Origin of the sequence: Amycolatopsis palatopharyngis, from assembly GCF_003385185.1 — a bacterium.
GTDB lineage: Bacteria > Actinomycetota > Actinomycetes > Mycobacteriales > Pseudonocardiaceae > Amycolatopsis > Amycolatopsis palatopharyngis.
On sequence record NZ_PQHZ01000010.1, the window covers coordinates 152133 to 171824 of the forward strand.

At 66.0% G+C, this 19692-nt stretch carries 15 protein-coding genes; 3 read left to right on the forward strand and 12 right to left on the reverse strand.

Annotation, left to right across the window (positions count from 1 at the left end):
* Positions 1-21 precede the first annotated feature (21 nt).
* The 10 genes from D0C15_RS10585 to D0C15_RS10630 all read right to left on the reverse strand — a co-directional run bounded on the left by D0C15_RS10585 (position 22) and on the right by D0C15_RS10630 (position 15109).
* Complete coding sequence (locus D0C15_RS10585) at positions 22-2961, reverse strand: coiled-coil domain-containing protein (protein ID WP_245975694.1); 2940 nt, start codon at positions 2959-2961, stop codon at positions 22-24.
* Between the two features lie 206 nt (positions 2962-3167).
* Entirely contained in the window at positions 3168-3839 is a 672-nt protein-coding gene (locus D0C15_RS10590) for a hypothetical protein (protein WP_116043518.1), read from the reverse strand.
* The gene (locus D0C15_RS10595) at positions 3836-4387 is read right to left on the reverse strand and encodes a hypothetical protein (RefSeq protein ID WP_116043520.1); all 552 of its coding nucleotides are present in this window, start codon (positions 4385-4387) and stop codon (positions 3836-3838) included. Before D0C15_RS10595 ends, D0C15_RS10590 begins: the two co-directional genes overlap by 4 nt.
* A complete protein-coding gene (locus tag D0C15_RS10600; RefSeq protein ID WP_245975695.1) occupies positions 4384-5661 on the reverse strand; it encodes a hypothetical protein in 1278 nt (425 codons plus the stop codon). Before D0C15_RS10600 ends, D0C15_RS10595 begins: the two co-directional genes overlap by 4 nt.
* Before the next feature lie 273 nt (positions 5662-5934).
* Positions 5935-8937: an AAA family ATPase gene (locus D0C15_RS10605; protein ID WP_162829995.1), complete on the reverse strand. Its 3003-nt coding sequence runs from the start codon at positions 8935-8937 to the stop codon at positions 5935-5937.
* Positions 8934-10199, reverse strand: coding sequence for a metallophosphoesterase family protein (locus D0C15_RS10610; RefSeq protein ID WP_245975696.1), 1266 nt, complete (start codon positions 10197-10199; stop codon positions 8934-8936). Before D0C15_RS10610 ends, D0C15_RS10605 begins: the two co-directional genes overlap by 4 nt.
* Before the next feature lie 133 nt (positions 10200-10332).
* Positions 10333-11649 (reverse strand): AAA family ATPase, encoded by a 1317-nt coding sequence (locus tag D0C15_RS10615; protein WP_245975697.1) that lies wholly within the window; start codon positions 11647-11649, stop codon positions 10333-10335.
* Positions 11646-13145: a hypothetical protein gene (locus D0C15_RS10620; protein ID WP_116043529.1), complete on the reverse strand. Its 1500-nt coding sequence runs from the start codon at positions 13143-13145 to the stop codon at positions 11646-11648. Before D0C15_RS10620 ends, D0C15_RS10615 begins: the two co-directional genes overlap by 4 nt.
* On the reverse strand, positions 13142-14269 hold the full coding sequence (locus D0C15_RS10625) for a PD-(D/E)XK nuclease family protein (RefSeq protein WP_116043532.1): 1128 nt from the start codon (positions 14267-14269) through the stop codon (positions 13142-13144). Before D0C15_RS10625 ends, D0C15_RS10620 begins: the two co-directional genes overlap by 4 nt.
* Before the next feature lie 42 nt (positions 14270-14311).
* Entirely contained in the window at positions 14312-15109 is a 798-nt protein-coding gene (locus tag D0C15_RS10630) for a hypothetical protein (RefSeq protein ID WP_116043534.1), read from the reverse strand.
* Between the two features lie 80 nt (positions 15110-15189).
* Between D0C15_RS10630 and D0C15_RS10635 the strand changes: the two genes are divergently transcribed.
* Entirely contained in the window at positions 15190-15558 is a 369-nt protein-coding gene (locus tag D0C15_RS10635) for a hypothetical protein (RefSeq protein ID WP_162829996.1), read from the forward strand.
* A 256-nt stretch (positions 15559-15814) separates the two neighbouring features.
* On the opposite strand, the gene D0C15_RS10640 is transcribed toward D0C15_RS10635, so the two are convergent.
* Positions 15815-18100, reverse strand: coding sequence for an nSTAND3 domain-containing NTPase (locus D0C15_RS10640; RefSeq protein ID WP_116043540.1), 2286 nt, complete (start codon positions 18098-18100; stop codon positions 15815-15817).
* Positions 18101-18404: 304 nt separating this feature from the next.
* Positions 18405-18716, reverse strand: coding sequence for a hypothetical protein (locus D0C15_RS10645; protein WP_211323150.1), 312 nt, complete (start codon positions 18714-18716; stop codon positions 18405-18407).
* Between the two features lie 261 nt (positions 18717-18977).
* Between D0C15_RS10645 and D0C15_RS10650 the strand changes: the two genes are divergently transcribed.
* Together D0C15_RS10650 and D0C15_RS35675 are read left to right on the forward strand one after the other, a co-directional pair.
* Positions 18978-19181 (forward strand): hypothetical protein, encoded by a 204-nt coding sequence (locus D0C15_RS10650; RefSeq protein ID WP_116043543.1) that lies wholly within the window; start codon positions 18978-18980, stop codon positions 19179-19181.
* 60 nt (positions 19182-19241) lie between these two features.
* Positions 19242-19616 carry an ImmA/IrrE family metallo-endopeptidase gene (locus D0C15_RS35675; RefSeq protein ID WP_116043546.1) on the forward strand — a complete coding sequence of 125 codons (375 nt, stop codon included), beginning with the start codon at positions 19242-19244 and terminating at the stop codon, positions 19614-19616.
* Positions 19617-19692: the final 76 nt, after the last annotated feature.

The following is a 19692-nucleotide window of genomic DNA, read 5'->3' on the forward strand; positions in this document are numbered from 1 at the left end:
CTGTTGCACGGGATGGTTCGGTCACGCCACGTCCTCATCGGAGTCGTCGTCATCGGCGATGCCGATGACGGGTCGGTAGGAAGCCAGCCACTCCTGCAGTAGTTCGACGCGGGCACGGTTGGCTTCGTCTCCGACGATCACGGGCGCCTCGTTGTACGCCATGCTGTCGGAGCGGCGGCGGAGTTTGATGTAGAGCCCGGATGCTTCGATGGCGTAGCGCTCCATGTCGTCTTGCAGGGCACCGATAACGGTGATGTTGCGGTCCTTACCGATTTGCTCGAAAAGCGCGACCGCCTCACGACGATGTTGCTTGCCGAGGTTGCGGCCGAGTTCATCGAGAACGAGCAGCAAGGGCCGGCTGCCTCCCCCAGCGAGTGCAGCGGCGCAGACCAACTTGACGGCCTTCTCGTCCATTTGGGCAGTGTTGCTGCGAAGGTTGTAGCCCGACATGCGTTGTCCCTCGGCGCGCCGCCATTTGGGTGTGACGGTCCACCGCCACGGCCGATCGGGTTCTGAGGGCGGCTCGGGTTCCGGGTAGTCCAAGCCCGCCCCGTAGCCGCCGTACCGCTCGTCGAGGCGGTCGAATTCCTCGCTGACTTTCTTGAGCTTCGCCTTGATCCCCAAGGCGAGCGAAGCTCGGTGTGCCCGGGAGGTCTGCTCGGCCTCGCTCAAGCCTTGCCGGGCCGCCTCGAGGTCGCTGGTTCGCTGCGCACGCTGGGCAGTGATTTGCTGCTGCTGGTAAAGGTCGTGCTTTTCGGTCTGAGTCAGGTGGGTGCGCAGCGCACGGATGAGGGCGGGAACCAGCGAGATTCGAGTGTCCAGGCCGCCGCGTTGCCAGCGTTGTTCGATCAGAAGTTCCCGGATCTCCGCGGGCATCTCGTCGTGTGGTGTGCCCTCGGGGAAACAGCGTCGGACGACCTCGTTGACCTGATAGCACGCTTCTTCGTTCCACGCCGCGGTAGTGCGGGCCTGCTGCTCAGCGTCCAAGGCCAGCAGGAACCGTTGCGCCGACTGGGGCGAGTCACCCCAGGTTGCCTCCCGACCGGGCAGGTCCAGGGCCAGTCTCTCGTTAGTGAGCTTCGTCTTGGTCTTGTCTTGTTCGGCCAACTCGCCCTCAAGGCGCCGTTTGGCACCGCGCAGGTTCGCGATCCGCTCCTCGCGTGCGCGCCCCGCACCCAGCGCGTCGGTGTAAGCGACGCGGGCGGCCTCCAGCGTCGGCTTCAGCGCCTCGCGTCGTTCCTCGCGCTTTTGGTTGGCAGCCCGTAACTCGGACATCTTCAGTTCGGTCGCCTGCGCCTCCTCGCCAGCCACGGCGGCTTCGGTGCGGGTTGTTGCCCGGGACAACGTGTGTCGAGCTGCGGCGAGGCGCTTCTCGGCTTCGGTGAGAAGGTCGACCTTCGCGCGGTGTTCGGCGCGGGCGGCGGCGATGCGTGCGGCTCGTCCGGTGAGCGGTTCGCCAAAGTCGCCCAGCACAATCACTCCGGCGGCCACGTCGACCTCCGCAGGGCCGGTACCAGCGCGATCGGCGATCGCGGTCAAGAACGTGGTGAGGTCGAACCTTGCGTCGGCGCTCGCGGGCAGGCTGGTGCCGGAGGCGGGCGCGTGAGTCCGGGGTGGGTCAGCGATGACCAGCGTTGCCCCTGGCCGCCCCGCCAGCTTTTCCTGGGCTTGCTCAGCATGCGTGCGCGATACCACGACAGCGCCGCGATAGGGCACGAGGCGGGGTTCCCAGCTGCGTCGCTGGTCGTGGTTGAGCTGGACGACATCCAACAACGCCGCAGCGGGGATGCCCTCCTCGCGCAGCGTCTGTAGCTCATCGGTGGCGACGTCGTCGCCGGATTCGGCGGCGGCCAGCAGCGCGTTTGCTTGTTTCTCGGCTTCTTCAGCGACGCCCTTGGCCCCGAGCGCCTGCTCCACGGCCGTGCGCGCAGCAATCTCCTCAGCATGGGCGGTTTCGACGCTGCGTCCGTCGGCACCGCGTGCCTTGTCCGACAGTGTCCGATGTTTGGTGGCCAGGTCTTCCAGGTTCTGGGCGGCGACCTGATGTTCGGTGTCCAGGCGCTGGTCTCGCCCGCTGAGTTCCTTCCAGCGCCCTTCGACCTCGCGGAAGTTCCGGTTGAACTCCTCGTCATCGGTCAGCCCGGAAAGGTCGTCCTCCAAGGTGTCCAACTGGGACTGCAGTTCTTTGGCGCGAGTGTCGAGCGCGCCAAGCTCTTGGCGGATCTCTTCGGTGCGGGTGACCCCGTCGAGGAAGCGTCGGGCGCAGCGGGCCTGCCACGACGCGTTCGCGCTGCCCAGCAGGTGCCGAGCTTCGACGCGCTGGGCGATGCCAGCTTCGACGATCGCCATTTCGTGTTCCCAGCTATCGAGATCTTCTTTCGCATCGCGAACGTTGGTGCGGTGGGTGTGTTCGGCGGATCGGAGGGCTTGCTCTTGTTCGAGTTCGCGATCCAGCCCGGTCAGCGTGGCGATGGCGTCGAAGATCCTTCGGGGGTCCAGGTCATTGAGGGGTTGGGCGAGCAGGTTGGCCGCCGGACTGGAACGGACCGAGGTCGATAGAAAGGACACGCAGCGCACGTGGCTGCCGTAGAGGACGGAGGTGAGCCGATTCGCGTGGAAGTCGGTGCGGCCGTTGCTTTTCGGGAGGGCGTCCCACAGTGCATCGACTCCCGCGGCACGTTCGGACTCGGTCGCGCCGTAGGGGACATAGAGCCCTTCGTGCCACCGGAGGTGCACGTGCGATGCTTTGCGGTTGATCCTCAGCCACACGGTCAGGGCGCTGGCCGACAGCTCGTCGACCGTGTCGGCGCGGGGGTCAGCGAACACGCCGATCACATACCCCCAGTCGACGTTGGACCAGCGGCCTTCTTGCGCGGCAAGTTCGGCGGTGAACAGCAGCTCCGCCGCCCCGGCAGCGCCACTGGCCAGCCGCCATTGCTCATCGGCGTGCAGCAGGCTCACCGCGGCGATCAGTGAGGATTTCCCGGCGCCGTTGGAGTCTTTCGGGCCTTGGCCCGCGACCGTGACCAGCCCCTGACTGACCATCGGTACCGGGTGCGTGGACAACCGGGAGATGTTGACGACCTGGACGCCGACCAGCACCCGCTCGCCGACAACGTCGAACGGCCCGGAATCGCCGCTCGCGGCAGGCCAGGTTCGGGCTGTGTTCACTGTTCTCCTCGGGGGTGTGTGCGGCGTGCTCGTATCGCGGCGGCCAGGGGGCTGTTGGGGGCGGCGGCCAGAATCAGCTCTTGCTGCAACACTCGGCGCGTGAGCGGTGTCAGCCGGTGCAGTTGGGGACCGGGCACGTAGGCGGTCCCGCCGATGGAGGCTCGGCCACGAGTCGGCGCGAGCTGCACGAGTCCGGCGGCACGCAGCCTCTGCAGTGCGGCCCGGACATCGCCTTTACCTGGCTGCGCGTAGCGAAGCAGCTCGTCGGCCGACGTCGGTTGCGCGGAGGTCCAAGAGTCGCCGGACAGTAGTCCCTGGCTACGGGGAATCGCAACCGAGTGGATCAACACCAGCACAAGCACGGCCCGATCGATGACCGGGAGTCCGTTCCAACCTGCAGCGGTCAGTTCGGCCGCGATGTCGTCGCGGTACCCCGACGTCCACTGCGCGCCGCCCACCGGGACCAGAGTCCGTCCGACTTGGTGGAGCAGCCGCTGCAGGTCTCGGCGTAGCGTGGCATCCCGCAACGCCAGCATCTGCACCTCGGGCACCGGGTGGGCGCCGTATTCGACGGCGGCGAATGCGGCGAGGACTTCGTCGCGGTGCTGTTCGCTTAACTCGGCGAGGATCGGCTCGAATACCGGATGCGCCGCGTTCGCGCTGATCATCGCGGCCCTTCCTCATCGGCGCGGCCGACGTCGGCGGCGGAGGGCAACATCCGCCACAGCTCGCGCAGGGCGCTCAGCTCGGCGGATCCCCATGCCGCGACTCGCGGACCGAGCCGTACTGTCTGGCCGGGCTCGTCCCACAGCAGCCAGGCGGCGCCAGCCAGGCGCCGGATCGCCGCGAGCAAGGCCCGGTTGGAGGCGGCCTTGTCCCGGTTGGTGATCTCCCCGAACACCGCTGCCACCTCATCCTTGGACGCGGGCACGCCTGGCCACATCGGTCCGGTCGGTTCCGCCCAGCAGCACCGCAGGCACGCGGCGAGCACACGAGCGGTGTCGTTGGGTTGTTCGACGGCAAGCGCTGGCAGCCCCAGCTCTTCCGACACGCTGTGTCGCGCGCCCTCGGGAACCACTGCCAGCAGCCACACCGCCGTGACTTCGGGCTCGACCAGGCGAAGCATTCCCGCTGGGAAGGCGCTGCTCGGTTCCACGCGCTGCGGGCCAGCGGCGCGGACGCGCGCCCACCACAGTGCCGTTTCCGCCTCGTTCACCCTGCGTCTCCCCACACCCGGCTGCCGCGCCGGAAGCGACCATCCGAGGTCCAGGACGGGCTGGCGGCGACCTCGATACGCACGCCGTCTCGCCACACGAGCTCGTAGTCGAGGTCAGGGTGGTGATGGATGGCGGTGACCTCGGCGAGCACGCGACGTGCCGACATCCAGTCACCGGCGTCATCCAGCACCTCGACAACGCTCACAGAGTCCGAGTCCGCCAGCAGCCGCTCCGCGATGGCCCTGAGTTCCTCAACGTCATCGGCGATACCAGTATCGGCCTCTGGCTCAGGCTCGGCATCGTCCGAGCGAGGAGGCGGAACCCGTGCGGTGGTGACCTGGCGTCCCGCCTCCACTGCCTCGATCAACGCTTGCGGGGAGAACCACGGCGCAGGCGCGTCGAAGACGAACCGGTCAAGCACCGCGGCCAGCACCGCCGGGCTCGACTCGCGGCCGAAGGTGCGCCATGCCTCCACGGGTAGTAGTCCCAACGCGCGAGTCGTGCCAGCCTGTGCGATCAGGCGGCCCGCCGCGGCGTCGATCGCGTCCGCGTAGGCGGCGAGCGCGGTCCGTAGCTCCGCGCAGTCGCGATCGAGTCCGGGCCATCTGCTCAGCACAACAGCATGGACGTCCTTGGCCTGGTCAATCAGCGACTCGTTACCCCACAGGAGCTGGGCGTTGTCGCCAAGCGTCTCGGCTGTGCTGCCCGCCGCCAGGATGGCCAGTTCATTGCCCAGCAACCGGAACACCTTCGTCAACCGACGCACCGAGGCCACGCCGTCGGCGGATGTGGCGTTGGCGCTCTTGACGTTCAACTGCTCCAGGGTCAGCAGCTGGTGCAGTTCCGACTGGCCGCCCTGCTCGGCCATGCGCCGCAAGAACAACAGCATCACGTAGGGCGCGAATGCCGCCCGGTGGTAGCGCTCATTCGGTCGGTCAACGACCTTGCTAATCGCGCCATACTCACGCAGAACCTCGAACCGCCGCCCCACGATCTGGGCATCCCATTGTCGGCACGCGGCGACCGCCTGTTCCACAGTCAGCCCCTCGCTGCCCGCCTCCGCGAAGGATTCCAAGATCGCTTCATCGACATCGATCGTGGTCGGATCTACGATCATCGCCCCTGCCTCGCGGGCAAGCACCGCGAAGACCTGGCGATAGACCCGCAGCACCGCGGCCTCACCGGCCAGATCATCCAGGGTCAGCTCTGGCAGGTTGGTCAACGCGATCACTCCTGTCTCCAGGCGGGCACGGACATCACTCCGCTCGCGCATCCGAAGCGGGGGTGCGGCATCCCAGTTCGGCACAAGCTCGCTGTCTCGCGATCGACTGTAGGCAGGTATCCTGACAATCCGACGATGAGAACAAACGTTCGAGTAACCGCACGTCGCAGAGCCATGAGGCCATTCGAGTTGTGCATCCACCTCCCGCTACTCCAATACGGTTGGTCACTGGGCTGCGTAATGGTGAAATCCAGCCCGATTCCTGTACGTCATCGGCCTGCCTGCCACCAAGCTCCACCGAACGGGTTCCATCGCTGCTCGCGGCTAGGTGAGCAGCCCCGCCGTCAGTTCGTCGGTGACGACCTGGTCACGCTCAGACGGGGTCAGCCAGCGTGCCTGGCTGCCGCCCAAGGACCGGGTAACCATGAGGACGTTGTCGAAGTTCTCGGCGACGTCACGCATGTGGCTGATCACGGCGACCAACCGGCCACCGTCGGCTTGGCGGGTGAGTGCTTCGAGGGCGTCGCCGAGGATGTTGGTGTCCAGGGAACCGAATCCTTCGTCGAGGAACAGGGCTTCGACTCGTCCGCCACCCCGAGAGGTGAGTTCCACCAGGGCCAAGGCCAGAGCCAGGCTCGCCAGGAACGTCTCGCCTCCCGAGAGGGTCTTCACGTCGCGAGGCTGCCCCGTATGACCGTCGACGATGCGGAAATCGTCGGAGAACGCGAACCGATCCTTGGTCATCGACTGAAGCAACTCCGACGCTATGCCCAGGAGTGCTCGTTGGCGGCGCTTGACGACCGCGGCCAGGAACTTGCCGTCGGCGAGAAGGCTGCCGAGCTCGCGGAGGCTATCGACCATGGGTTTGGCGGCAGAGATGCGGGTGTCCAGTTCGGCGCAGAGGGGCTGTTGGGCGATCGCCTTGTCGCGGTCGCGCTCGGCCACGCGTGCGTCGGCCCTGGCCTCGGTCAACAGCGTGGCCAGCGTGTCGTCGTCGGCGATGTCGGCCGAGGCGAGCGCTGTGGCGGCGTCAGATTGTGCTGTCGCGGCAAGGCCGTCTTGTATGGATGCTTCGCGCAGACAGTGTTGGTTGATCGCCTCCACGGCCGCCAGCACGTCACGTGCCCATTCCGCGTCCTCGGCGATGGTCGAGGGTGTCGGGCGTTCCTGCGCCGCTGGAAGTCCGGTCAGCTGTGCCGCGGCGAGGGACTGGTCGGCCAGGGCTTGGATGCGCTGGCTCAGTTGTGTCGCGGGTTGCTCGACGGTGGTCCGGTGCTGACGGCCGAGTCGTTCCTTCTCACCGCGCAACAGCTTGATCTGTTTGTGAGCGGCGTCGAGCTGAACAGTGACGTCCTCCAGTTCTGCCTGGCGCTGCTGGGCTTTTTCCTTGCTGCGGTCGATGGCCGCGGTGGTCAGTTCAGTGTGGACCCGGTAGGGCTCGGGTAGTGTGTCGTGCGCCTTCGTGATCTTCTCTTGTCGCCGCGAAAGAGCTCGCTGTGCTTTGGCCAGAGCGGCCTCGCGGTCGGCGAGTGCGCGCTCGGCGTGGCGCAGATCGGCGATCTCATTTGTCATGGCGTCGTGCGCCGTCTTTGCCTCTGCGGCGGCTGTTTCCTTGGCAGTGGCAGTTTGGCCCACGGCCTCGTGCACGGCGGTCAGGATCGCTTCGTCGTCCTGGTCGAGATTCACGTCACCGAGCACTGCGAAGATGGCCTGATAAGCCTCGCCGCGTTCGGAAAGCGCCGTGTCGAGGGCCTTGATCGCCTCGTCGACGTTGGTCTGCGCGGTCTTGCGTGACTCTTTCGCCTCGGCGAGCTTGGTTGCCGATGTCTTGGCGTGTTTCTGTGCGCTGGTCCGCGCGGTCGTGGCTTGTTTCGTCTCGGCGGTGGTGGGCGCGGTGAAGTCGTCGGGAAGGGGGCGAACACAGATGGGGCACGGTTCTCCGGGGTGACTGGCGGATGCTGCATGGGCAGCCGCGTTTGCACGGTGCACGGCCTCAAGCCGCGCCGTTGCCTTGTCGAAATCTTCGTCCGCTTGCGCGACGACCCGCTGTGCTTCGGCGACCTCGTTTGTGCGCTTGTTCAGCTCCTCCCGATGCGTGTTTACCGTTTCGGACGCGGTGGATGCGGCTTTGACAGCACGCCTGGCTTCAGTAAGCAGGGCACGACACTGTTCGAGCTTTTCTGTCGCGTCAGTGTGCGCGGTCTCCGCGATGCCCGCGTTGGTTTGAGCCAGCTCGGCCTGGGCGATGAGCTCAGCCTGACCGCTTCTGCGGTCATTCAGGACAGCGCGCTCGGCGTCGATGGTCGCGCGTTCTTCGGCGTGGTCACGTTGCTCGTCGTCGATTCCCGGAATCTGGTCTAGCAACGACTCAAGTGTGGCCAATGCCGTTGCGACCCCAGTGATTCCCGTTCCCGCGGCATCTGCGGTGGCGAGGACCGCCTTGAGATCGGCCTCGTCGGAATCGGCCTGGTCGAGTTGACTGTCCACGGCGTTGATGTCGTCGGTGAGTTGGATGTCGAGTTCGATCAAGCGACCGTACTGCTCGTCGATGTCTTCTGGAATCTTCGCTGTCAGCTGTTGCGCCGCAGTCCGATGGTCGCTTGCCCGACCTTCGGCATCGTCGTGGGCATTGCGAGCCTTGGCGATCACCTCCTTGAGGCGATCCAGCTTCTGGACTTGCTCCTGTGCCACCGACAGCCGCTCGCCAGCGTCCACGATGGTAGCCGCCGGGTCAGGCAGCAACGACGCACGACGCAGTTCCACTTCGTGCAGCAGCGGCTGAAGACGATCGTGCAATCCGTTGGTGTGTCGGCGAACCTCAGCGATCTGGTCGAGCCCGAGGACGTTCTTCAGTATGGCCGTGCGGTCCGCTTCCCGCGTCTGCAGAAGTTCTTGGAACCGTCCCTGGGGCAGGACCACCGCTTTGAGGAAGGCGGCGTAGTCAAGCCCGATGAGCTTGCGGATGGCGTCGTCGACCGAGCGGGAGTTGTCGAGGACAGAGTTGTCGTCCAGACCTTCGAGCCGATGCGTCGACGGGGGGTAGTTGCTGGCGGAGGTCGTCCGAGTGACCCGCCAGGTCTTGCCCCTGGCTTGGAAGGTCAGCTCGACGCGCAGGGTTCCGTCTCCACCGTCGGCGATCAGCCTCTTTCCGCCTCGGGCGTCCCAGGTGCAGCCTCCGTAGAGCGCAAAACACAGCGCCTCCAGGAGCGAGGACTTTCCGGCGCCGGTGTCCCCGACGACCGCCATCAGGTCCACGTCGGTGAAGTTGATTTCCTGCTCGGCGAGGTAGGAGCGCAGTCCGGTGAACTTCAGGGTCAGGGGCCTCACCGTGACACCTCCGCGGCAACCGGAGCTCGGTCGGATTCCAGCGGGTCGGTGAGCAGCGATTCCTCTGGCATCACAGCGGGTTGTTGTTCTTCCACCGCTGTCAGCACCCTCGCGAATGTCGCCATGACGCGGTCGGCCGCGACCGTGGTGGTGCCCTGGTCTGCCAGGTAGTCGCGGAAGAGTTGACGCAGGTTGGGTTCGACGTCGGCGGCGACCGCGTCTTGGGTGAGGACCTCCAGTTTCTGATCCGCGCATACCTCGTTGACCTGGAGGACGACGGCGTCTGGCAGAAGGTCGTCGACCAGCTCGGACAGGGCTGGGTGGTGCGTTTGTGTGTGCACGGTGACCTGGCACAGGTCCCGTCCGACCGACGGTGCGAGTACACGCAGATCGTCCAGGGTGCCCTCAAGCCGCCGCAGTTGCCGGCCACCGCTCAACCCGACGATGTCGATGTTGGCCTTCTGGCCGGGCCGGAGGTCGGCGAGGACGACGCTCTTGCGTTCCCCGGCTTCGCCGAAGTCGAGCTGGATCGGAGATCCGGCGTACCGGCCGGGAACCTGGGTGCCGGGCAACTTCTGGGGCTGATGGATATGGCCGAAGGCCGCGTAGTTGACCGCGGGCAGGTCCTCGGCGTTGGTGGCGTAGTAGTCCGAGGCGTGCACCGGGCGTTCGCTTCCGGCGAAGTTGGCGCCGCCGACGTGCAGATGCGCGGCGAACATCGCGATGTCACGGCGGTCGTCGAAGTCGCGCAGCAACTCTGCGGCCAGCATCCGCTCCATCCTGCCGATGCGTTCGGCATAAGCGGCGCGCCAGTGGTGGGGGTCGTCGAAAGCGTCGATGGCCCGGTTGGAATGCACGAACGGCAGAACCGCGAGGCGCAGCACGGTGTCGTCGGCTCCGTGGAATCGGAGGATCCCGCCCTGGTCGGGATCGCGGGGTTTGTCGATGAAATGAATCCCGCTGTCGGGGCCAAGGAGTTGCGCGAAAAGCTGAAACAGCAGCGGCGAGTCATGGTTGCCGCACACGACGACCACGGGCGCGACGGCCGCAAGCTCCTTGAGCACTGTGGTGGCTTTGCTCATGTCTGGATAGGACGGCCGGGCGTGGTCGAAGAGATCGCCTGAGTGCACGATCAGTTCCGGCTTTTCGCTGCGGGCCACGGCGATGATCTCGGTCAGAACAGTATCGTGGTCAACGGAGCGGGGTTCGTTGTAGGTGACCCGACCGAGGTGCCAGTCGGATACGTGGAGAACTCTCATCATTCCTCTCAGAGTCGACTAGCGGCAGGACCACCATGACGTCAACGGGCGGGCGTGTTCACCGGGGTAGCTGGGATTTCAAGGTCCGCTGGCATTCACCGGATGCGTTCGAAGGTGCGGACGATGGGCCGTGTCTCTATGCCGCCGCTACTCGATGTGCGCGCAGATGCGCGAGCATTGCTTGGTTGGCCTCCCAACCGTCGGGGAATTTCGCTGGAACGCCCAGGTGCATGGGTTCGCTGGGCGGGTGCGCGTCGAGCAGGTCCTGGATGCCGGCTCTGGCCACGACTATGCAGGCGTGCCGATGTCGGGAGGTCAGGACGCACAGGCGGCCTGATTCGAGGTGGAATGCGGTCGCATCGCGCCGCCCTGACAGCGGGTGCAGCACCAGAACCAGGTCATATTCACTGCCCTGCAGGCGATTGGCCGTGTCAACCTTGATCGCCTGGCCTCCGCGCTCGTGCAGGGTGTGCCGTATCGCCGCGACCTGATCGCGGTGGGCGGCCCCGATCGCGATACGCCCGGCTGTGACAGGGATGCCGTCCGGGCTGCGCTCGGAGTGAGCCGTGGCCCCGCGTTGGATCACCCGCAGGGCCAGATCGGTGATCGCGTAAACCGCCTGGGTGTCGGTGCGGAGGGTGTGCCGGGCGGGTAGCTCGTGTAGTGCCCAACCGGTCCGGGCGGCAATCTCCAACGTGTCGTCGATGGGGCCGCCGAATCCTCGGGTTTGGTACGCCAGCTGTCGTTGATCGGCCGTGGTGGCGGAACGGAAGCCGGTGAACGGGTAGAACGCCTCTGACACCGGTGGCGCTGCCGACGCGGCCAGACGCCAGGACAGGGGCAGCTGGTGTACGGGCAGGTCGGGGTTGTTGCGGAGCATCGCGGCGACCGCGCTCTGCATGGGATCCCAGGTCAACCCGGTCCACCGGTCGACCTCGACGGTCGAGAACGGGTCCAGCTGACCGGGGTCTCCGACGAACAAGGCGTGCTCGAACCGCGCGGCGACGCGCAGGAGCATGTCCGAGCGCATCTGGTACGCCTCATCGATGATCGCCCACGGCCACGGGCCGTCCGCGACATGCACCCATTTCGCTGCCGTGCCGATGGTGATCTGCGGGGCGTGAAGGTCCTGGACTCGGTCGGCGACGCTGACATTGGGGTGGGTGACGCGGGTCGTCGGGACGTAGCCGTGCGCGGACAGCCTGCCGACGCGCACCGTGGGAGCCTCACGTGACATCCGGTCGACCAGGTCGTCGACTTGCTCGTTGGTCTGGGCGATGACCATCACCGGCTCGCCCCCGTGCGCGATCTGCGTCGCGGCCCTGACCACGAGGGTTGACTTGCCCGCGCCGGGCGGGGAGTCCACGACGACGCCGAGGTGGCCGCGGGTGGTGAAGTCGGCTAATGCGGCGGTGATGACCCGTTCAACCTCGGCGGTGGCGTCGGCGGTCACGACCACTCCTCCTTTGCGTCGTCACTGGTCGGGGTCGGTTGGACGGGCGGGCCGCCGTGGGTCCATGGTGTGTTCTCCCGAGCGGGGAAGGTGCCGCGTGGTTGGTAGGAGTCGGTGAGGGTGCTGAAGCACACCCGGTCCCCGACCGTCGGCATGGTCCCTGCCGGTGCTGTTCTGCCGCGCCCCATGCCGCCGGCGAGTTCCAGCGTGATCTCCAGGCCGACCGGTATCTCGGCTATCGCGACGATCTCGGCTCGCTGCCGTGGTCGCGCTTGGTCGCTCACGATGGCGTCGCCGGGGACCAGCCGCACGGGATCCGGAGTTGACACGGTGATCAAGGGGCGGAGCACCGCGCTGCGGCCGGTGCCGACCCGTCGGTTCGGCACCGCCGAGGTGACCGTTCCCGCGAAGGCGTCACCGGCGAGCCGGTATTCCGCCATGACCAGCGGGTCATCGAAAGCCCGTTGCGCGTCGTAATCGGCCTGGTGCCGTTCAAGCTCGTTGAGCCGCCTCGCCGCGGCCACCGCACTGTCCCGCTTGGGCTGCGGGTAGCCGCCGTTCGTGAGGTAGGTGTGGAACTGAAGATAGGCGTCCTTGTCCTGGTCCCAGCGGGTCGCGACATGGTCTCCCGGCGGCAGTGCCCCGAGCCGGTCGACCGCTTGCCACATCAGGTGCCAGGTGGGCTCGAGCTGGCCGCGCAGCGCGGCCTCGAGCCTGGTCATGGCGCGTTGCTGCCGTTCCGGGTCACCGGATGCGCGGTCATATTCGGTGATCCCCGGCTCGAGCACCTCCCGGTCGAAGGTCGGGTCGGTGGCCGGTCCGGCGGGCGGGCACACCAAAGGATCCTCCGCCGCGAGCGCGGTCTGCGCTCCGTCCGAACCCGGCGGCGGCGCGATCCAGCCCAGCAGGGAGGCGAGGTTGCCGTCTTCGATCGTGCTTTGCCCGGTGGCCCAGTTCCGGGCCAGGGCGTCCGTGGCGGCCATCAACAGCGACGAACCGGGGTGCTCCGCTCGCTCCGTCAGAAATGTGAGCCACTTGCCCAACGTGGGCACGGAGACCTCGACCGCGTACGGGCCGGTCGTGGAGCGAAACCGGGTGGAACGCCCGAACAACCGGAGAAAGTCGATACCCGCGCGGTTGGGCACCCATACCTGCGGCGCGTCGGCGATACGAGGCTTGGCCACTCCGCCGGGCTGGCTGACGACCTCCGTCGTGCTGGCGAAGGTCGCCACATAGTGCAGCAGGACCAACGCCAACGAGTGCGCGAACTCGAAACGCTGCCCGCGGTTGCGGGGCTGCGGAACGATCAGCAGTCGGGGCGTGTCACGGTCCCTGCCGACCATGGCGGCCAGGGGCGCGTTCGCCTCGCCAGCCATCGCCAGCGGCACACACACCAGCGGCCGTGCGCTGACGTGGACGTGGCGGACGGTGGTGATCGGCTGGGCGCAGCCGCGCTGGACCGCGTGTGCCCTCGCCAACGAAGTAAGCGTGCTCATGCCGCACCACCAAGACATTCGCGGCGCAAATGCTCGGCCATCCGCAACACATGAGCCGCCTCTCGCTCATGCTCGTCAGGCGCAAGTGCATCCGTGGCCAACCCGATCGCCGCGGCGACGGTATCGATCCCACCCAGGTTTTCCTGGACGGACCTCCCGAGCGCGGCGGTGTGTCCGCGAGCGCCAGCCCGGCAGAAGTAGGCCATCTCGCAGGTATCCAGACACTCTGGCGCATAACGCGCCTCGATCTGGTCCAACGCCGCACACAGTTCGTCAACCGACCGCGTCGCCTCGCCCTCCTCGTCACGCAGCAAGTCCAGGGTCAAGCCGACAGGCAGCGTCGCGACGAGGGTGCCAACGTCGGCCAGCCGGGCGAGTTGACGCCGTACCACGGTCAGCTGCTTGCGCACGTCGATCAGCGCGGCGGTCGGCCGGTTGGAGAAATCCTCGGGGCACACCAGGAACACCTCGTGCGAGACCAGGGCCGGGTCGACCCCGAGCTGCTCCAAGAGCTGGCGCATCGCCAGGACGTACACGGCGGACTGGATTGCCGCCGCGCCCACCTTGTGGGAATCGGCCCGGCGATCGATCACCGGGAAGGACTTGATCTCCACGACATGGAAGCGGTCCCGCAGCCGAAACGCGACGAGATCGGGCTCCAGGTACACCTCTCGGCCGCCGATGTTCATGCGCAGCAACGGGTGATCGAATAGGGTGCCGGCGTCCTGGTCGGAGCGGGCGGCGTGCGCCAACAGCTGGCGGGATCGCCGGTAGCGCGCTTCGAGCGTCTCGTGTCCGGCCACGCTGTTGAGGTCGTCGTAGGACACCTCGGGAAGCGGCAGGTCGAGGTGCTTCCGCAGCAGTCGCAGCAATTCGGCGCAGCCGTTGGCCTTGACCTGTGCCTCGAAGGCGTTACCTCGGGCGATGGCGAAGCTGGACATGCCGAACGCGGCGGGATAGCCGATGTGCTCGGCCAGTGCCTGTTTGTCGATGGAGGCTGCGTCGAGAACGCTCCTGCGGGCGCAGCCGGGATTGCTGGTTAACGCGGCGATCGTCCGGGCATTGTGCTTCTTCGGCTCAGCCGACCCGCGGATGGCGTTCAGACGGGTGTCGGTGTTGGTCAACTATCTCTTCCTTCGCGGGGGAAGCGCGGGCAGGAAGTCCGCTCAGTTTTTGGTAGTGGCGCGCGATACGACCTTCAGGGCCGAGCCGAACAGCTGATGGATCTCATCGAGTTGTGTCCGGGCTCGGGTGGCTGCCACCTCGCGGTGTGCTTGGTCGGCTTCATGGTGTATCGCTAGTTCTGCTCGCGCCGCATCAGCGACCCTCGCTGGCTTGATCGCATCGAACGACTCGGCGGCACCGGGAATGTTCGTGGCGAACCGCCACAACAAACTCAATGCGGGCAACGGCGGCTCGCTCATCCTGTCAACCTGTTCCGACAGTCCGATGGCTGCGAGGAGGAAGTCGACGCGCGCGCTGAGCGGGCCGATGACTCTGCGAGGCATGGGCCAGGTCGAGACCGCTAGCAGCCCACGGGCAGGCACCAGCCGATCCGCGGTCAACGCGCTGCACAAGTAGTACGGGCGGGCGTGCGGCGACGATCGGAACGAGCGTTCCTCGTCCCGCCGCAGGCTGGTCAACCGCGCCCCGGCCATCTCGCCCCCGAAGAACGCGCTGTGCACGGCGACGATCAGTTTGGGCGCGGACGGCACGCCGAGCAGGGTGAGTGCCCGGTGAACCTGGTCGCGGATCGGCAGCAGAGACCCCGCAGGTCGAACCGGGTCCGGCTCGGGCGTGGGCGTGGTCATGGCCGCGAGGGCTTCGTCCCAAGTGCGTTCCGCGCGGCGCAGGCCGGCCCGCAGTTCGCGCGCTCGCGCGGGGTCGCCGGACATGGCCGCCCGGCGCACCTCAGTCCGTAGACCGTCGATGCGACGCTCGAGTTCCTCTAGGGGCTCCGCCATGGACAAGACAGTACCAGAGTTCCAGTATTCTCCAGTAACTACCACTCTTTTGGGAGTGTTTGCAGGTCAAGGCACCTGCAGTGCCCAGTCCTGCGGGTGCCGCACCCGGAGGTGGCCTCGGCGCGGCCGAGCCCACTGGAATACTGCGGCGGGTGACCGGCGCCCAGATTCCGAAGCCGGCCATGCCGTGGTTGCCACCGACTGGCAGCGTGACCCAGGAGGCGCTGCGCGCGCTCGACCGGCCGCTGCGGGCCTGGCCAGACGGCGAGTTCGACGTCGAGGAGTGCTATGCGGGCTTTCCTTCAAACGAGATCAGCACCCTCGAACGCGAGGTCCGCAAGCTCGGCACGCGCCCGACCTGGCGGATGGAACGCGTGTGGTTCCCCGACTGCGAACAGTCGGCGGAGGAAACCGCCACGTACGAGGCAGCGTGCCGGGACGATCAGTGACGGGTGCTCGCTGACTCTGTGCGGGTGCTGGGCGAGAAACACCCGCACACCGCCCTTGCAGCTAAAGCGCCAGAAATCTGGCGGACTGAAGAACCAGATCTGACACAAAAGGATTTTTCGGAGTTCTGAATCGAGACGAGAGCCTCCAGGCTTCGGGGTCATTGCGCAATCCGCACCGACCCAGAAGGCTCTTCCGTACATCAAGATCATACGTCAGTTTCACGCCGCGGCCACCTCTATGGTCAGTACACCTAGCTCAAGAGGACGGCGGGGTCGGTTCCTCGAGCCGGGCGAACAATGCTTCGATTGCTGCTTGCTCCGCGGCGGGAGACATGCTTGGCGAATCTCGCACGGGTTCGTTGTCGTTCGGCTTGTCTGCGTCTTGCGATCGATGAGCGATTTCTACCGCGGCGCTGTCGTACAGGTCGTCATGTGCTGGTCTCCAGGAACCCATGGATTTCGCCGATGACCGTATATTGTCGAGTTCGTCGACGTCATCGATGTCGCTTGGGTCGACGAGCTGTTGTGTAACCCACTCTTCGCAGTCGGAGACGAGGCGGTGATTCGCCTGCGGCGGAAACGCCTCGGGAGCGAGGGTTCGCAGCCGTGCCAGCTGCGACCAGGCATAGCTGTACTCGGCCTTGCCGAGTCCGTCGCGCGCGGCCTCAATGACGGTGGGCGGCACCGGGTATCCCGCCTTGCGGAGTCCGCTGATCAACGCAACTGGTCTGCCGGGATCGCTCACGTGGTGCAGCCATTCTTCAGCCGTGGCCTGAAGCTTCTCCTCGAACCAGGAGCTGAGTGCGTCGCCTTTACCTGCAGAGAGCAGGCCGTGCACAAACCGGAGCCGGTCTTCGCGGTGACGCCCTTGCCGCATAACGATAGTAGTGTTCGTGCCGCCGATCCGTACGTCGTGCCATGCGGGGTTATCGCTATCGAAGCATCTTTGCACGTTGGCGATCAGCGCTGTGCGCACTTGGCTGTTCACCTGGCCGGCTGGTTCGAGCCGTCGGTATAGCCACCTCAACTGCTCGAAGAACGCGGCACCGTTGATCGCTGTCAGCACCTCATCGGGATTGCTAATAAGCCATGCCGCGACGAAGTCCTGCACCGACGGGTTAGAGACGTTGATGAACGTGTGCTCAGATTGTTCTGTGCTGCACAGGAATGAGTCATCCAGCACCTGCAGCGCTGACCGGAAGTCGTTTCTGGTCGGCGTCCTGCCCTGCCTGCTGAGCAGGAACTCGAACGCTCGCCGCGCGTCGTCGACGACCATCTCGCCGCCGGTGATGGCTACTGCGATGAGCAACGCACGGCAGTGCTCGTCTAACTGCCGCTCAAACGCCCGCTTCCAGATCCGATCGGGGGTGTCGAAGACTCCAATAGCGAAGTCGAGGTAGTCAGTCCGCGCCTCAGCGTCGAGGGCCGGCGAGGTCAGCCCCGTGATGTACTCGATCAGTCGAGGATTGAAGTTCGGGTGGTCGACGATCTTCAAGTACGCCTTGTTTTGCAGCAGCGCTCGGCGACCGGTCGCCTCAACTTGCTCGGAGTGCCAGATATGATTGTAAAAGATCCGGGCGCGATCGAAGCGAGTGTACGTCGACAGTTCGAGTAGAAACCGGCGCAGTGGCAGGCCAGCTCGTTCCAGCTCCTCGTACCACGACGCTGCCTGCTGGAGGATATGCTCGCGAGTGGTAAGCACCAGCAGGTTGTTGCCACTGTTCGCGCATCGCCGCATGAACGAAGTGAGCCGCTTGTCCTCATTTTTCGCCAGGCGATCCTGCAGAAACGTACTGCCGAGGAAGTCGTCGTAGTAGTAGGCGCGGGCCTCGTGATCATTGACGATCTCGAATGCTTCCTCGATGTCGGAGGACACCTCCACCGGCTGATAGCCGTCCACGGCGGCGTCGGCGAGCAGCATTCGTGCCAGCGTGGTCTTACCGATCCCAGGCGGCCCGGAGATGACCAGCACCCGCTCCGCTCGCAGTCGCTTTCGGGCTTCCCAGAAGGCTTGGTTCTCGACGTAGCGGGGCAGCCAGGCCTTGATCTCCGCGTGCAATTGGCGGCTGCGAGTCCAGGTCGCGGCGTGGAGCCGCTCGTCGAGCTGTGCCGCGCTGGACAGCCACAATTTGACGTGCGCCCGCTCAACTTCGGGGTGGCGATTGAGCAGGCCCTCAAGGTCGTCAGCGCCGACGACCTGATCGTCATTGCTTATCCACGGCGCCAAGATCGTGGCCAGTTCCGTCTTGCGCCGCGGCGTTAGTGACTGACTGGTCACGAACCGGTACCGCCAGGGGCCGGGAGTAAGTGCGGTGAGTCGCGTGGCCTCGGCCGAGGCGGCCGATTTCAGGTGGGCGTAAGTGGACCTGAGCATGTGCTTGCACTGGATGATGTCCGGGCCCTCTGGTGTAAGCCGGCGTACGTCGACACCCTGGTCCGCGCCGCGCGCAAACGCCTCGTACACGACCCCGTACTCGGCGCCCATGAGATCGGCAACGAGCAGTTCGAAGTCGTGATCGGACAGCATGTCGTAGTTGCGCACGAGACGAGCTTGCCAGCATGGTCGGCCGTGGGCCAGAAAGGGCCAGTTGGCGACCCGTACCGTCTACTGCCTCCTGGCGGCCGAATCGCGCTCGCCGCCAAACCCGGTGCCAAAGGCCATGCTGCCTACGGACTGCAAGGTCAGCTCGGCCAGGCGGGCTTCATCCGGACTGTGAGTGGGCAACGCGCAGCGTTTGGCGTGGCAACGACGAGGAGCCTCTTGGTGTCGTGCTGCAGGGGTGCCGCGGCTGCAGCATCGGTGGCGTTGGGCCCCCCGTCCGTGTGCGTGTCCTGTGCAGCTCTCATCAGTTTCGTCGTCGCTGCGCAGCGCGACGAGGCTCGGTTACCGCCGGAGGTTGCCGAGCATCTGTATAGCGGTGCAGCACCCTGCCCGGGTCAGTCTCTTCGCCGAAGAGTGCGAAGGTGTCAGTGGCGAGGTTCCTGACGGGGGTGCCGGTCATGCCGATGAACTTTCCGTGCGGCAACGCTGCGCGCATCTGCCCGGCCAGGGACTTCGCCTTGGCGGACTGGGTGCGGTGTACCTCGTCGACCAGCACGATGATGTTGCCCCGGGTCGAAAGATTCTCGCCGGCGTGGGCGCCGTTGTTGTGCCTCAACCTTGCGCAGGACACCCCCGTCATGCCTGTCGCGGGGTACCTCGTCGAGCCTGGCCGTTCTGTGGCCATCTATCAGGAGTCGATCCCCACCACGTTCCTCGGTCCCGAGGGCGACTACGAGGTTCCTTTGCTCGGACCCTTGTGTGTGGACGAGGATCAGGCGGGTTGGTTGCCCGGTTTCCTCTCGGCGCTGGCTGGCAAGCTAGAAAGCGTGGACCGCCGCTACGGTGATGACGAGGGCGAGCATGCGCCTACAACCAGTTGCGGGGCAGGTTCCTCGACACCTGCACAAAGATCGCTTTCGACGCCGAGGTCAACATCGGGCAGGATCCTGGCGGTGTGGCTTTCAACTACGTCGTGGCGTTGGAGCGGCTGGTGTCGGCGAAAGGCGACCGCGGCGACCTCAAAGGTCGCACCCTCAGCGGACTGCCGTGCTGGTTGGCCGTAACGACGCTGAGCGCCTGAAGATTTACAACCACGTCGACATGGCCTACAAGGTGCGCAGCGCGGTGGCTCACGGTAGCGATGTCAAGAAGGACCAGCTCACGCCCATCATCACCCACCTGCGGGCCATCGTCCGCCGCACCCTCGTCAGGACCAGTCCGGAGCCCCGGACGTCTCGCGAGCGATGTCGCGCACGAGGTGGCGCACCGCCTGCTCGAGCACCAGCTGTCGGAAGTTCGTGAGATCGAGGGCATCCCGTTTCGCACCTGCCAGCCCGACGAAGAGGAGCAGGCTACCGCATTCGGTGGAACCCTTCTGCTCCCTCGTCCATTGCTCACCGCCGCCGCATATACAAAGGGTGGAGCCCTGACGAGATCGCCAAGCGGTACAACGTTACCCAGGAGATGGCCAGGTATCGCTATGACTCCACCGGCGTTGCCCGGCAGATCAGAGTGAAAACAGGCTGACTCGGTGCTTCTGCAGACTGATCACCGAGTGTGTTCGGTGATCAGTCTGACCGGTCCGCTACAGC